General features: G+C 39.8%; 11 protein-coding genes. 1 reads left to right on the top strand and 10 read right to left on the bottom strand.

The window, feature by feature from the left end:
• Positions 1–132: 132 nt before the first annotated feature.
• The 4 genes from Q0976_RS02440 to glyA all read right to left on the bottom strand — a co-directional run bounded on the left by Q0976_RS02440 (position 133) and on the right by glyA (position 3918).
• Positions 133–792 carry a riboflavin synthase gene (locus Q0976_RS02440; protein ID WP_299490563.1) on the bottom strand — a complete coding sequence of 220 codons (660 nt, stop codon included), beginning with the start codon at positions 790–792 and terminating at the stop codon, positions 133–135.
• A gap of 60 nt (positions 793–852) precedes the next feature.
• Positions 853–1971, bottom strand: coding sequence for a bifunctional diaminohydroxyphosphoribosylaminopyrimidine deaminase/5-amino-6-(5-phosphoribosylamino)uracil reductase RibD (ribD, locus tag Q0976_RS02445; protein ID WP_299490565.1), 1119 nt, complete (start codon positions 1969–1971; stop codon positions 853–855).
• 111 nt (positions 1972–2082) lie between these two features.
• On the bottom strand, positions 2083–2532 hold the full coding sequence (gene nrdR, locus Q0976_RS02450; protein WP_299490568.1) for a transcriptional regulator NrdR: 450 nt from the start codon (positions 2530–2532) through the stop codon (positions 2083–2085).
• A gap of 129 nt (positions 2533–2661) precedes the next feature.
• Positions 2662–3918: a serine hydroxymethyltransferase gene (gene glyA / locus Q0976_RS02455; protein WP_299490571.1), complete on the bottom strand. Its 1257-nt coding sequence runs from the start codon at positions 3916–3918 to the stop codon at positions 2662–2664.
• A 427-nt stretch (positions 3919–4345) separates the two neighbouring features.
• Here glyA and ettA point away from each other — a divergent pair, with 427 nt between their 5' ends.
• Entirely contained in the window at positions 4346–6013 is a 1668-nt protein-coding gene (gene ettA, locus Q0976_RS02460; RefSeq protein WP_299490573.1) for an energy-dependent translational throttle protein EttA, read from the top strand.
• Positions 6014–6157: 144 nt separating this feature from the next.
• On the opposite strand, the gene Q0976_RS02465 is transcribed toward ettA, so the two are convergent.
• The 6 genes from Q0976_RS02465 to Q0976_RS02490 form a co-directional block, all read right to left on the bottom strand.
• Complete coding sequence (locus Q0976_RS02465; RefSeq protein WP_299490574.1) at positions 6158–8359, bottom strand: sulfatase-like hydrolase/transferase; 2202 nt, start codon at positions 8357–8359, stop codon at positions 6158–6160.
• A 75-nt stretch (positions 8360–8434) separates the two neighbouring features.
• Positions 8435–10789 (bottom strand): alkyl sulfatase dimerization domain-containing protein, encoded by a 2355-nt coding sequence (locus tag Q0976_RS02470; RefSeq protein WP_299490576.1) that lies wholly within the window; start codon positions 10787–10789, stop codon positions 8435–8437.
• 367 nt (positions 10790–11156) lie between these two features.
• Positions 11157–12128, bottom strand: coding sequence for an FHA domain-containing protein (locus Q0976_RS02475; RefSeq protein WP_299490578.1), 972 nt, complete (start codon positions 12126–12128; stop codon positions 11157–11159).
• A gap of 104 nt (positions 12129–12232) precedes the next feature.
• Positions 12233–14575 (bottom strand): YcaO-like family protein, encoded by a 2343-nt coding sequence (locus Q0976_RS02480; RefSeq protein WP_299490580.1) that lies wholly within the window; start codon positions 14573–14575, stop codon positions 12233–12235.
• The gene (locus Q0976_RS02485) at positions 14565–15806 is read right to left on the bottom strand and encodes an amidohydrolase family protein (RefSeq protein ID WP_299490582.1); all 1242 of its coding nucleotides are present in this window, start codon (positions 15804–15806) and stop codon (positions 14565–14567) included. The genes Q0976_RS02480 and Q0976_RS02485 overlap by 11 nt, the downstream gene beginning before the upstream one ends.
• Positions 15807–15903: 97 nt before the next feature.
• Complete coding sequence (locus Q0976_RS02490) at positions 15904–16731, bottom strand: BMA_0021/BMA_0022 family TOMM bacteriocin (protein ID WP_299490585.1); 828 nt, start codon at positions 16729–16731, stop codon at positions 15904–15906.
• Positions 16732–16758 lie beyond the last annotated feature (27 nt).

Below are 16758 nucleotides of genomic sequence, written 5' to 3' on the forward strand. Positions count from 1 at the left end.
CTTATCGTTATTTAGCCACGAAACAACAAAGCGTTATTCTCTATCTTCACGATATTAATAATCTCTCATCGCCGTAGACCAGTCATTAAAAATACAATGTCTATTGCAAATACTTAATTTGCTATACTGTTACTATCTTAAAAAACCTGAGCGAGCCAATAAGTCCATCGTCACGCCCTCATTTTCTTGCCCATTATCGCCGCTAAATTGCATGAGTCTTTCCAAATGCCGAGCAATCAGATCCACTTCCAAGTTCACACTTTCCCCCACTTTTAAATCAATAAGTGTGGTTTCTTCAGCGGTATGAGGCACTATCGTTAAGCGAAAATCATGCTCAGTGACTTCATTAACCGTTAAACTCACACCATCGATGGTAATGGATCCTTTATGAGCAATATAGCGAGAAAGCCCCTTTGGCGCATTCAACCAAAATTCAATTGCTTGCCCCCTAAACAGCCTATCTTTGACTAGAGCCATACCATCCACGTGACCACTGACCATATGACCGCCTAAACGTGTCGTGGGCGTCACCGCTTTTTCAAGATTCACTTTTTGACCCACTTGATAGCGAGAAAAGCCGGTTAATGCCACAGTCTCAGCGGATATATCAGCAACATAACCATCATCTAAGCACTCTACAACCGTTAAACAAACACCGTTAGTGGCAATACTGTCGCCTAACTTCACATCACTTAAATCAAGCTGACCACTGGCGACAGTGAGACGAATATCATCACCGCGACGTGCTATTTTTCGCAATGTTCCTACGGATTCTATAATTCCAGTAAACATATCAATCACTCAGTTTCCAGATAAACGCATCATTGAGATAAACATCATGGCTATCTGTCATTATCCTAATTTCAGTGTAAGGCGAGTATCCGCCCCTACTTTTCGCTCATCGATTAATGTCATTGAGGGCAACATTGCCATTGAACCATATTCAGGTAAGGATAATAAATTACGTCCTTTATCCCCTAAAATTTTAATGGCTTGATAAAGTACAAGTTCATCAGCTAAGCCTTCAGCCATAAACGCCCCCGCTAAGGTTGCCCCCGCTTCAATCAACACGCTATGGCATAAGGTGTTCAAATGCTCTAATAATTTCGCTAAATCTACTCGCCCGTCAATAGCAGGTAACAGTAAATGACTCACATGCTCAGGCCAACTTTGAATAACATCATCAGGGTAAGTAGCACAAGAAACTAATAAAATAGGGCTTGGAATATCAAATAATGCCATTTTGCCTGGTAATCTTGCTCGACTGTCCAATATCACACGAATAGGCTGTATAAGATCATCTTCCAATAAAGTGTCTGTTAATACCCCCAATTCATGGTAACGGATATTTAAGCTTGGATTATCAGCTAAAACGGTTTCAATGCCTGTCACCAAAGCACCATGTCTTGCTCTAAGCCTTTGGACATCACGGCGAGACTCTGCGCCTGTGATCCATTTCGATATACCATTAGACAATGCCGTTTTACCGTCTAAGCTCGCCGCTAATTTCACTGTCACCCAAGGTAACTTTTTAGCCATCGACTTCATAAAACCTTTATTGAGTTTTATCGCCTCTGTGGCCAATAAGCCCACTGAAACGTTAATGCCTGCCTCTTTTAGCATCGCAATGCCGCGTCCTTTTACTTGCGGATTAGGATCCTCTGTCGCAACAACAACTCTCACCACCCCAGCTTGGATTAATCCAAGTGCACAAGGTGGCGTTCGGCCATAGTGACTACAAGGTTCTAATGTGACATAAGCAGTGCAGCCTTTGGCTTTAGCGCCTGCTTGAGCCAAAGCATGAACTTCTGCATGAGGGCCACCTGCCTTGATATGATATCCTTCTCCTATCACTTCGTCACCCAGCGTCAATACACAACCCACATTTGGGTTAGGACTGGTTGTATACATGCCTTTTCGTGCCAACGTTAATGCACGATTCATCATCTTAATATCTTGAATAGACCACATTTTTTATCCATGTCGTAAACCCATACGCAAAGATAATTAACGAATGAGTATCAAAGTTTACCTTAAGCACAATGACCGTTATTTATCCCTAACAACTTTATCTCACCGTACTCATTTTTGTAATTTGGCGATAGCATCACCAAATTCAGATACATCTTCAAACGCTCTATAAACAGAAGCGAAACGAATATACGCCACCTTGTCCAAATCCACCAGCTGATCCATCATCAAGTTACCTATCATTTGCGAGTTTATTTCTCGCTCACCAGTCGCCCGTAAAGTCGACTTAATTTGAGTGATCGATTTTTCAATTTGATCCATTGATACGGGTCTTTTCTCAACCGATCTCAACATACCGGCTCTTAGCTTTTCTTCATCAAATGGCTGACGACTTCCATCTTGTTTCACGACACGAGGCATCACCAGCTCGGCGCCTTCAAATGTCGTATATCTCTCATGGCATTTAACACATTCTCGGCGGCGACGCACTTGATGGCCATCCGCAACCAATCGTGAATCAATGACCTTTGTGTCAGTTGCGCTACAAAATGGACAATGCATTCAAGCCTCCTGCCTATTAACAATCTAAATACATCGGCTTATCAGCCGCGTTAAGTAAAAAAATAGCCGCATGAATGCGGCTACATTAGTTTACCTTATTTACGGTACTTATTTAACCATTAAAGCGACTTAACCATAAACCGGAAACTGCGAGCATAATTCAATCACTTGTTTCTTGACACGCTCAATTGTCGCCGTATTACTGATATCATCTAAAATATCACACATCCAATGAGTCAATTCTACCGCTTGGGCTTCTTTAAAACCACGGCGAGTAATAGCTGGAGAACCTATTCGCAAACCTGACGTCACAAAAGGTGAACGAGGATCGTTAGGGACTGAATTTTTGTTTACCGTAATATTGGCTAATCCCAGCGCCGCATCAGCATCTTTACCGGTCATATCTTTACTGATCAAATCAAGTAAGAATAAATGGTTATCTGTTCCACCCGATACCACATTAAATCCACGTTCAATAAAAGTATTGGCCATTGCTTGTGCGTTAACCACCACTTGTTTTTGATAAACGGTAAATTCAGGCGCTAACGCTTCTTTGAATGCCACGGCTTTTGCTGCAATCACATGCATCAAAGGCCCGCCTTGACCACCAGGAAATACAGCAGAGTTTAATTTTTTATAAATCGCTTCATCATCAATAGCAGATAAAATTAATCCACCACGAGGGCCAGCTAATGTTTTGTGTGTTGTTGTCGTGACAACATGGGCATGGGGAAGCGGGCTAGGATAAATACCTGCAGCCACTAAACCCGCAACATGCGCCATATCAACAAATAAATAGGCACCCACTTTATCGGCTATTTCGCGAAATTTCGCCCAATCGATAATGCCAGAATACGCACTAAAGCCACCGATGATCATCTTAGGCTTGTGTTCAACCGCCAGACGTTCAATTTCGGCGTAATCAATTTTCCCTGTCGTTTCATCAATGCCATATTGAACGGCATTATACAGTTTGCCAGAAAAGCTTACGTGAGAACCATGCGTTAAATGGCCCCCATGAGCAAGACTCATGCCTAATACAGTATCGCCACCTTCAAGTAATGACATAAAAACAGCTGAATTCGCTTGTGAACCAGAGTGAGGCTGCACATTGGCATAGGTTGCACCAAATAATTCTTTGGCGCGTGAAATGGCAAGCTCTTCAGCAATATCAACATACTCACAACCACCATAGTAACGTTTACCAGGATAGCCTTCAGCATATTTATTCGTTAACTGTGAACCTTGTGCTTCAAGCACACGAGGGCTTGCATAGTTTTCAGAAGCAATAAGCTCAATATGCTCTTCTTGACGACGCGTTTCATTTTCGATGGCTTGAAATAATTGTGGGTCGAAATCCGCAATATTCATGTCTCTTCTCAGCATTACTCACTCCAGCTGTCAATTCTCTTGATAGGGTTGCGCGCTATTCTACTCCGCAATTGAACACAATCCCAGTCTTTACACATGAAAATACCTTAGAGTTAACCTGATTTAGATTCAAGTTGTGTATCAAATAACAAACTCAATATTCTTATCAAAAAACAATGGGGTGTTTTAGCTATTTCATCAAAAAAAACAGCTAATAAAGAATATAAATAAACACAATAAAATTAAATAATTAATATCAAATAATACCATTTAATAACTAAAAATAAATAAAGACAGATAAGCAATACAACATCATTCACCTCACATCGTTCAAAAATCATTGAGGCTCATCTTACTCGTCCCTTTTTTAAGCGGTACTTGAGTCCGTCCTTATCAGTATGAGAAGATGATATGATTACTCTTTCATTACCATGGAACTCAAATGGCTCAGTTTGTCTATAGCATGCTGCGGGTCGGTAAAATTGTCCCCCCAAAAAAACAAATTCTTAAAGATATTTCCCTTAGCTTTTATCCTGGCGCCAAGATTGGTGTCTTAGGTCTCAATGGATCGGGTAAATCCACCTTATTAAAAATCATGGCAGGACTCGACACCGAAATCGAAGGTGAAGCCCGCCCCATGCAAGATCTTAAAATTGGCTACTTACCCCAAGAGCCTAAACTGGATCCTGAACAAACGGTTCGAGAAGCCGTTGAAGAAGCGGTGTCAGTGGCCAAGAATGCGCTCACTCGCCTTGATGAGGTTTATGCACTCTATGCTGAACCTGACGCCGATTTTGATGCCCTTGCCAAAGAGCAAGGTCAACTCGAAGCCATTATTCAAGCTCAAGATGCCCATAATTTAGATAATGCATTAGAGCGTGCAGCCAATGCACTTCGATTACCTGACTGGGATGAGAAAATTGCCGTTCTATCAGGGGGAGAGCGTCGCCGCGTCGCAATTTGTCGTCTGTTACTCGAACGTCCAGACATGTTATTACTCGATGAACCGACTAACCATTTGGATGCAGAATCCGTTGCTTGGTTAGAGCGCTTCTTACAAGATTACACTGGTACCGTCGTCGCCATTACCCACGATAGGTATTTCTTAGACAATGCAGCGGGGTGGATTTTAGAACTGGATCGTGGTGAAGGCATCCCTTGGGAAGGAAATTACTCCTCATGGCTTGAGCAAAAAGATGCCCGTTTACAACAAGAGTCTGCCACCGAAAGCGCCCGCCAAAAAACCATTCAAAAAGAACTTGAATGGGTACGTCAAGGCAGTAAAGGTCGCCAATCGAAAGGCAAAGCACGTATGGCACGCTTTGAAGAATTGAACACCAATGATTACCAAAAACGAAATGAAACCAATGAACTATTTATTCCACCAGGGCCACGTCTTGGGGATAAAGTCATTGAAGTGACCAACTTGACAAAATCCTATGGCGATCGCGTCCTGATTGATGATTTAAGTTTCTCTGTTCCTAAAGGGGCCATCGTTGGCATTATCGGCGCTAACGGCGCAGGTAAATCCACTTTATTTAAAATGATCTCTGGCACTGAAGCGCCTGATAGCGGCAGCGTTGAACTGGGCACATCAGTGCAAATCGCCTCTGTTGAGCAGTTCCGTGATTCCATGAATGATAAAAATACGGTGTGGCAAGAAATCTCTGATGGGCAAGATATTATGCGCATTAATAATACCGAGATCCCAAGCCGCGCTTATGTCGGACGCTTTAACTTCAGAGGTGGAGACCAACAAAAAATTATCGGTACTCTTTCGGGGGGCGAACGTAACCGAGTGCATTTAGCCAAACTGCTACAAGCGGGCGGTAATGTATTATTACTCGATGAGCCAACCAATGACTTAGATGTTGAAACCTTAAGGGCACTGGAAGAGGCATTATTAGAGTTTCCTGGCTGCGCGATGGTGATTTCGCATGACCGTTGGTTCCTTGACAGAATCGCCACTCATATCCTCGATTATCGAGATGAAGGTCAAGTCAACTTCTATGAAGGCAATTACACCGAATATTCTGCTTGGTTAAAAGAGACCATGGGGACCGATGTGGTTGAACCTCATCGTCTTCGCTATAAGCGCATGAGTAAGTAAAGCGTTAAAAGCCGCAATAACGCGCTATCTTGTATAGGCTTTATTGCGGCAACATCACACTGACCAAAATCAAAACCAATCATAGAAAAAGTATTAACCTTCACTATACTGCTGTTTTTTAACTTTAATTATATCGAAATGGCATTATGAACATAGCGGATCCATCGTTAATTGACTCTGCTCTAATTTCTGCATTAATAACATCATTTCATTGGCTTTTGTCACTATAAGCTCTTTATCCACTAATGAACTAAGCATTGCGACATCATTCACACTAAAACTATCAGTGCCATAATTGACTCCAGCATCAAATTTTAGCAAGTTATCATGCTCAATAGGATCATTCGTTATTTGATACAACTCATACTCATTTATCTGAGGATCTTCGCAAATATGCTTATGTTTACCTTTTTTAGTCACAGCGGGGATTTGAAAATAACGCACAAATTTCCATATCTGCCCCTCACTATCTTGCTGCATAACGCAGTGTATTTGATTCGGCCCAACCAAAGAACTGGGGGTCATTCCCTCCATGTTACTTTTTTCTTGGTTAATTAATTGCTCAACAGCTAAGTTATACACATCATAGGCCGATACTTCTGTCACTCTACACGGCTTAATTGAGTTTGACTCATCTAGCGGCTCAGTAATAGTGTCATAAGTGATAAACAAAATGCCTTCACGTAATGAATCATCCACTAAATGCGTGATATTCGACATAGTATGCCCTAAAGTCGCAGCCTCTTTTAACAATGCACTCAGATCACTGCCTACAGGTGTTAAAACCTGTTTATGTGCAGCGACTTTACTCTGCGGTTTCTGGGATAACATCTTCAAGTAATCAATAAGTGAAATCGGCAGACTTTGTGGACGGGTTAAACCTAAAATGGTGGGTAAAATATCAACATGGCTGGTCAATTGATTAATATAGACAGGCGCTGTGATATCTTCCTCTCTCATATATTCAGGTAAACGAAACAGCATAGGTACATGAACCACCTCTTCATAAGCACTATGCCATTTTTCCATCATACCTCCGTGAGCTGCGCCCAATTCACCGTGATCGGCACAAAACATCACAATGGTATTTTCATCCTGTCCACTTTCTTCTAACGCTTCTAGTACGGCATGAATGTGTTTATCCACCTCATAAATCAAATACCCATAATACTGTAAGAAGGCAAGCTGAGCTGCATCGGAGCAATGACTTAATAGAAATGGGATCCCGGTTTTATTCGCATCACTGGTGATCTTAGCCGCCACATCGAGTAGCTCAGACTCATTGATCTCTCCCTTATGCAATGCATCATTAGCCGCCGCTAACCCTGTTATAGAGCCAAGCGCTAACCCCATTTTATAGCGATACTCCTCTTGACACTTAGGTTTATTATTACTAACTAGCTCTTTTGGGGGGAGATAGGCATTATTCTGCGGAAAAGGCTGTTGTTTCGAGTTATCAGCATAACCCGCATTCAGCATGATTTTCATCGAACCTTGCTGTGCTGGCTCCCCTAAGGTATTAAGGCTCGGCACTTTTAACATGGGAGGAATAGCAATACCGGGATCAGACACACCGACTTCATCTTTCGTAAACATTTGATCACATACCAAACTCGGTAATCCAGGATAAGAAGCAATTTCATGAGGGTTAGCGAAAGAAGACACGGCAAACCAAGGCTTAGAAACAATGCTTGAGTCAGTTTTATTATCTGTACTATCCCCATTTGCCTTAGCGACATTTAGGCTATAAGGGTAACCTATCCCTTGCCGACACAAAAAGCCCGTTGTTAAATCTTCAAATTGATAATCTCGATAATAACCTAAATTATTGACTAAAGATCCATGGGGATCGGGATAACTCAATTCCCAATCATCAAAACCAAACTGAATAAGATCTTGGGTCTCTTCACCACAAATATGCCATTTACCAAAATAATGACCTCGATAGCCATTATCTTGCATCCAATCGACTAAAGTCGGAAAGTCATCGCCTTCAAGCCAAGGAAAATCCTCTTTAGCCCCTTCTTTAAAAATACCATCGGTTTGAGTGACCCCTGTTACAGTCCCGTATTGTCCAGTAAAAATAGTGGCACGACTGGCCACACAAGCAGAAGATGCAATGCGGTGTTGATTGAACACTACTGCATTTTGACGTAATTTAGCAAAACTAGGCAATAACTTATCGTAATCAATTCCTTCGAGATCGGCATGCTCCCCATTTTGATCAAAATTCAACACATTCTTCAATGCGTTTACAAAGCCTTGTTGATCACCATACTGAGGCTGAAAACGTAATTGATCCACAATGATCATCAATACATTGGGTTGCGCTTGTCGTTGAGACATAATGAATTATCCTTAATGTATAAAATAGAACTCCAACCAATTGAAGTCACCTTCAATTGGTTTAATAACAAGTAACTAATGTCTTATCAATGAGGCAGAAATGGATTCAGTAGTGGATTGTGATGGAGGAATAATCCCCTCACTACGAGGAGTTACAATTGGAAACCAAAACTGAGGTGGAGTTAGCAAGCCAATAAAATCATCCATAATATCAAGATTTGTGCCATCAATATCATTTACAGCACAGGGGTTTGAGGGATCACTTGCAGCGCCTGGATCACATAATCTATGACCCGCTAATAAAAAATCTAAATTATCTTTATCTATTTTTACCGTTGTAACTACATTTTTTTCATTCGGCGTATAATTTAAAACAGCATTGTTCACTGTTAATGTATAAATATTATTATCTTCCTCATCCACATCATCAATCAACTCAAAATTAAATATCATGCCATTTGGATAGTCAGAAGAAGACAAATTTTTAATTTTATCAGGATCCAATTGCACGGCCCAAAAATCAAACACCATAGGTAATGACATATTAGCGATAATATCTGCAGAAGCCGTTGTTAACCCCCCTGAACCAAAATTGGTATTACGCAGCTCATAAGCCCCTTGAAGATATTCGGCTCGCCAAGGTCCCGATTCTGACATATAGCCTAATTGCTCGTACACATCGGCAAGTAAATACTTAGCCTCTTGAATCTCACTATCGCTTGATATTGTGTCACCCGCAAAAATAACGTGTTTTAATACTTCTGCAGCCCATCGATAAGTATCCACCGCAAGGGGAAGGTCAACTACGGCTTTAACCATAAGCCCTTCATGTTCATCCTTAACTCGTTCAATAATCTCTGCAGCCCCTCCCATGTATTCCACATATTTTACCGCCACAGATTCAGGTGGTAAGTTATTTAAATCAGAAGGGTTTCCCGTATACCAACCCATATAGCGTTGATAAACTGCACGACTATTATGACTTAAGGTACCGTAATAACCTCGAGTCGCCCAATTTTGCTCTAGGCTGCTAGGCAAGGTTAATTGTTCGGATATCTCTTCACCAATATATCCCGCATTCATTAAACGCACCGTTTGATCATGAATATATTTGTAGGTATCTCGCTGCTTTTCCAAATATTCGGTAATATTACTTTCTTGCCATAATGGCCAATGATGGGATTGAAATTTGACTTGAGCAGAGTCGCCCCAACGATCAATTGTTTCAGTTAAAAACTGACTCCAAATAAGCGGATCTCGTACTAATGCCCCGCGCAGGGTCAAAATATTATGCATAGTATTGGTCGTATTTTCGGCCATCCATAATGCATCCCAATTTGCGAAGTAAGTATTCATTTCAGAAGGCGCCTCAGTACCAGGAGTCATTTGAAATTGCATCTTAAGGCCTTTCCACTCGATGTTATCATTAATGATAACGATGTCATCCTGTACTAATCGAGGTCCACCTAACTCGGTATAAATACAAGGCGGGCATTCAGATGTTGTTTGAGTAATGATATGAGTGGGGGGAATGAGCGTTGACTCCCCTGTTGAGTTAGTCAAGCCTAATCCAGATCCTACGCCTGTTTTCCCTTCTTCATCCACGCCTGTTAATGCCCCATACATATAAATGGCGCGTCTTCCCATAGCATTACCCGCAATCACATTTTCAGATACGGCATGTTCGGTGAAATCTTCAGGGGCAAAAATAATAGGGTTAGAAGTGGGGGTACCGTTTGGGTCATTCACTGTAAATAGCCCTTTCACACCACCAAAATGATCAATATGACTGTGACTATACAAGACGCCTGCCACGGGATAATCAACCCCTAAGCTTGAATTAATAAATTCAAGTGCTGCTGCTGCCGTTTCCTTTGAAATTAGCGGGTCAAGCACCAACCAAGCATCCTCATCTGGCGTTTTGATAAAGGTAATATTAGATAAGTCAAAACCTCTTACTTGGTAAATACCGCTAACGATATTCTTATCACCCAAAGTCGCACTTGGATCTGAGACCACCTGATACAAACCGTGTTTCATATTGAGGCTGAAATTACGCCACAGACTTGGATTAATAGAATCAGGGGCTTCACTTGGATGATTATCAAGTAATTCTTGATAAGCTTGTAAATTCCATACGACTCCTTCATTACAATCAGTAACTGTACTGACAGTATTCCCGTCTCCTTTACAAATAATCATCTTATCATCAGGGATCGATGCAATAAATCCCTTATCAGCGTTATCAAAATCCTCATTATTAGTATCATCTAAAGAATAAGAAGCTAAAAAGTCATCATTAAAGGCTTTTGTGACCGAGTTTGGCTCTTTTTGAGTATTATCAAGACTTGTATCAATTGCGTCATGATTACTGCAAGCAGAAAGTAACAGCAACATTAATGGTGCTACTTTATTCATTCGTTTATTCATTATTAATATCCATATTGTTTAATTAAAAAACCAACCATCTATAAAAATAAATTTAAATAAATCAAATATTCTGAATCAATTTATTTAAATTTAAATTATTATAAAATTTAACACCTCCTTGTTAAGAATAAAACCGACCAGATAAGCAGATACATTAACAACCAAATAATATAAACTGACAATATTTAATTACTCCCCAATAAAACAACCCTAATTATTTAAACTCCATATCAATAGTTAAAGCTGTGTTAATAAGGAGTAACAATATATCTATGCTATTTAAAAAATAGATATTTATAAACCTCAAGTTTATATTAAAGTAATAAGCAAACACTTATTATTCTACTGTAAAAATTGATAAATAAATCTAATTCAATCGAGCGGGTTTTCTTTTATTCTGGGTACTAGGCTCCATTGTTAGTCCACCAAAAATATCTATCGCTATTGGACTAAAGCGAATTTCTCCACTTCTACGCTCAATCAATGTCGATAATTGTTCTGCATCAGGATACCGTGCAGATAATTGCTTTCTAAAACGATAAATATGAATATTCATATGGTTTTCACTTTGGCCTAACATATGACATAGCAATGCTTTATCCAACCAGCCTCTTTCAGAAAGGGACACACCCAACTGACCATCTTCTAATGATTTTCTCGCCAATAAAAGTAATACATAATGATGATTACGCTCACCCAAATCAATTGGTGTCTCATCCAACAACAGGGTAACTGACACATGCTCTTCATTTTGACTCACATCAAATACTAAACGGATATCATCAAATAGCATAGGCTGTTTATCCGTTAGAATATTGGTCTCAATACTGGCAGTTGCATCAACAAAGCGCCATTGAAACTCAGCCGTACCAACATGATCCCCCGTCTTTAATACTATCGTACCGTTATCCGTTTCACATAACCATTGACCTTGCGACGAAGGATAAATAGACACTTCAGGCAAGTCCTCCGATGGTAAAACAGTAATCGTATTGAGATGAATCGTCTCCAAACCTAAGGTGATAGGCAATAACACACTCTTAGGTGGACTCAACTCTTTAATAAACCAAATGTCAGCATTAACATGACCAAATTGAATATTATCCCCTTGACTTAATGATACTTTACTGCCTTTTTCAAGCCGCTGAGTATTCACAAAAGTGCCATTAGTACTGGTATCTTGTAAGATCCACTCTTCACCATTCCAAATAACCACAGCATGTGTTCGAGACGCTTCTAAATTAGTCAATTGTGTTGCCGAGGTAGGATGACGACCAACAATATGTTGAGGTTGTAATAGTACACTATGACCTGTGGCTTGATTAAACATGGTCGCCATAATCTCTCCCTCAAAGTTAATGACTTTTTCTAACAAGGTTATGTCTCTATTGTGAGATATCCATGATACCGAATCTATTACACTCTATTACAGCAGCCTGAGGTTTAGATATATAACCAATGCTGATTTATCGAATTTTCATCCAACATTTTCGCCCTAAAACCTAATTGGACTGGCAATGTATATAATCGCGGGTTCCCCAGCTGTGGCCAAATATGACATAAACCAGGTACAAGAACTTTAACCGTTTTAAGCTTAATGTCCCCTTGGCTATAATTATACACGCAGATCTCAAACCCTAACGTTTTCAAGTGCATCATCAGCTCTTCAATGATTACATTCAATGTTTGATGATGCTGTTCACAAAAAGGGGGAGAATAACGATAACCATTTTGGATTGGCTTAACTTCATCATCGGGAAAAAGATAGCTCCCCTCGACAATGGTATTAAAATCAAAAGGGGCACTGTGCCTATGAGCAATCAGCTGCAATTGACATAATTCAGTTAAAGCACGTTCAGCGGCTATTTCAGGCAATAAATGACAGCCAAAGCCTAAAATAAACTTTCCCGTAATAACATGCTGACCAATCGCGGCCATAACGGGTATGCCAATGTCATGAGTCAAATCAAGTACCCAAAATTCATACCCTTCATCCTGACTACAATATTTCGCACTTGGCAATAATGCCTCCCTGACTTTACTCAACTTACTCTCATCAATACGCGATAGTTCAAATTCTGGGAACACCAATCGGTTGTACCACCAGATTGCCACAGCATCTCGCTCAATCACTTCAAACAAGCCTTGTAAAATCGCTTCTTCAACAGTATTTCCAGCAGCACAGCCATTAGATTGCCAACGACCATATTGCATATCATCAAAAGGTAACTGACTCGCTCCTAAACTCATAGGGAAATAGACCCACTCTTGATAAGTTAAAGACCAACTGGGTAGCCAATGAATAGGCTTACCATGATAACGTTTAATCTTATGCTCGCCTGCTCCTCTTGGCCTTTTGTTAGCGTAAGACGATGCATATTGGGCTTCACTCAAAGGATTTAAGCGTTGAAAATCAAAATATCGTAATTTAGCGGATCTTAATACCTGAGTTGAACACAAAAGCAACGGCAACTCTTTTTGATAAATGGCACAATAACGCTCTATGGCTTCTGACAACCCACTGGCTTTAGACTGTTCAATACTGATCCCTTTCCCTAAACAAATTTGCACAAAACGTTCATGATCTTGCTGCTGTGGGGTGTTGGAAGGGCGAAAAAAACCTGTTTTATAAATATGAATAGGGCTGCTGTTATCTTGAACAAGCCGAGTAATATGGTTAATTACCCCCGTTATCGGACTCACTAATGTCATTAAATTATTCACTGTATCGTGAACATTTACCACCCTTAGCCCCCCTTCGCTGGTAAGATTAGTCGTATCTTGCGCTAACTTTATTGGCATTTGCAGCTCTGGATAAAACAGTACACGAGTTTTTAATTCGCGATTAACAGGGTGAGGCGTACTAAGATTATCTAAAGGGTCATATACCCAAAGCACATCCTCGTCCATCATTAACTGTTTTTGCATCAGCAGTCTAATATTCAGCGATATAGTAGCCATAACCTTGTCTTGCCCAGCAGACGAATGAACTTCAGGAATTTCAGCTAATACTGGATATGCGTGAGAAGAATGAGGCCACATACGTTCCAGCCACACCTTAACGGGTTGATTACTGAGCAATCTTCTTTGAAAGCGAGTAAAAAAGCCAATATTGTCTCGCTCAAAGCAAGGGCTCAACCAAATTCTTTCAGGATCGATTTGTATGACAAAAAAAGACGGTTTTAAGTGTAAATGCTCCACTTGAGGATCCAACATATCATCCACTAAAACTAGGCTTATCCCTGAATGTGGAACTGCCTTTAACATTTGTAACGCGGTATGTAATCCTGTCACCCATTCATCAAGTATCGCTTCAGGTAATTCTGATAAAATAATAAGTTGAAGATCAATAGAAACGTGTTTAACCCTTGGATCTGCTCTGTCATTTTTTTTATAGTTAGGCAAGCAATACAAAACAGTTTCCCCCTTTACCAGCAGTAAACCTTGCTCAATAAGTTGAGTCATTTGTTCAACAAATCGAGTCATTGCTTGACGAGTAAAAGAGTCATCAAACTGATCTTCTATAGACGCATAATGCATCTGAATACACTCATGAATATCACTGATTTTACGGTCATTATTAATTAAATAAAAAAAAGGAAATTGCTGAGAAGTTAATAGCCATTGCTGGGATGATGACACTAAAAAAACATCATGAGTATTTAATGTGTACACATTAAATTTGGAATGCCACCGAACAAAATGAAAAACACCTTCCTCTAACGACTCATATAAGCATGTCGCAATATTATCCTTTTTTTCATTCGTTACGGTATCAAACATCATCGAATGTCCCTTCAAGTAAATCTGTACTTAGCATGTCATTTTCTACACCTTGCACTTCAACCTTATCATGCTCTTCCACCTCCATAGCACTCATCTTTGTTTCGTAAAAATCTCTCGCATTATTTTCAAGAATATCCATACACTCTAGTTCAGTTAACTCATTGAGCTGTTTATGAATATCAAGTGCTAAAAATTGCTGATGATCCGGATGAGGAAAATCACTACCAAACAAAAGTTTTTTATGCCCTATCACATTAATCACGTCACGAAGACAAGGCTCTCCCAATTCCAGTGTCACCCAACACTGACGTTTAAAATAAGCTGAAGGTCGCATCTTAATATTGTCATTGACTAAAGTAGGGAATTCAGGAAAGCAGATATGATCTAAACGCCATAACCAATGGGGAACCCATGACGCTCCAGCCTCCAAAAAGCCAAACTTAAGCTGAGGATGCCGCTCAAACACACCCGATTCTAATAAAGACACGAAAGCCATTTGTGCTTCCATGGGATGAGAGCACGCATGTAACGCAAATCGAGAATGAAAACGATCACTGCCAACCGTTGACGCATGCAGGTTAGTTCCACCGTGGATCACTATCGCAATATTATATCGCTCAGCCATTGCCCAAAATAAATTATAATCACTGTGCCCTAAACTTCTTTTTGCTATCACCTCCGGTCTAAGTATTATTGACGTCCAATTATTTTTTATCACCTTAGTTAATTGCATGACCAATGATTGGGGTTGATGTCGACTGATTAATCCTACCGCTCTTAAGCGTATAGGATCCGTTTGACAATAAAATTTTAGCCAACGATTATAAGCATCGGCATAAGCCAAGGATACCTCTGCAGGGATCAACGCGTGATTAACAATATACATAGCAAAAGTCGGTAATATACAAGCCACCTGGATATTGGCTGCATCCATGCTATTTAATTGCTCAATAGCTGTCATGGCTTTCTTTCTTTGCTCTACACTCAATGCATTACGCTGGCTACTCGCAAGCTTAAGTGCACTCCCCCAGTGAAACAATAAAGGAAATGGTCCAATAGCATAGGTTGGTAATACCGGCTGAATTTGATTACAGGCTCCCTTCACAGAAGGTGATTCAACTATTTCATCAATTAAGTGGAGTGGAAATTGATTAAATATGTCCTTATCAACATATTCTTCCCATATTTCAATCGGTTCAATTAAATGCCTGTCCGAATCATAGAGAATCATCTTAATAACATCCTTATTCTATTGTTCTTTGATAATTTACAAGCGAATAAAAAAGGCCTTTTAGCAATGTACTAAAATGCCGCAGATCATAAAGCCATTAACAGCAAGTAAAAGGATAAGAGTTACCATCATCATTATATGCAGCTAACGCAATAGGCAACACAGCTTTATCATTTTGGTTGCCATTAGGATTATGTGGTTTTTTCGGTTTACCAAGTGAAATCACATTGGCCGGATATTGATTAACACAATCACAAGTGCTATTGAGTTTAAAAGGTTTGTTATCTTTGAAATTAATGAAAAAATTCCATGGGTTATTATAACCAAACCACTTCGATAAAATCGGCGTTTTATCTGAATTATCACCATTTTTATTAATAATGCTTGCTTTAAAACTTTCATCCTCCCAATAAAGTGAGATAGCTCGTAATACTACAGCGGAAAAATCCAGTAAATCAAAATCTGCGACTCCCATTGTTAATATACTGGGGATAGGGATATTTTTTTCATTAAGTAAATCAACTATCGATTGCTGACTGTCGTCATCAAACAACATTTCAAAATTCGATTTTATTTTCCCCATAAAAGTAGGAAAAATAAAATTATACTTTGCTAAAGCTTCCACCCTATATTCAATGCCAGGATCTTCTGGAAAATAAATGATTAAGCGATCATCGTCTCCTACCCAACGTCCAGTTTGAATAGGATCCCAATGTAAATTGGCACCATCATCCTTTAAAAAGTTAATCACTAAATTTTTCCAAGGATTAATAAACTGCTTAGGAGAGCCAGAATTGTTTTCTAAGAAAGTGAGAATACTGCTTTCGCCCTCTTTATGAAATATATCAGCAAATTGAGGATCAACCCATGATTTTGCCACTGCAGACAAATAGGCTGTTTTGAAACTTAGAATAGTATTACTCATTACTTACCTTCTCATTTTAAATTAAAT

The organism is uncultured Shewanella sp. (assembly GCF_947501665.1).
Classification (GTDB): Bacteria; Pseudomonadota; Gammaproteobacteria; order Enterobacterales; family Shewanellaceae; genus Shewanella.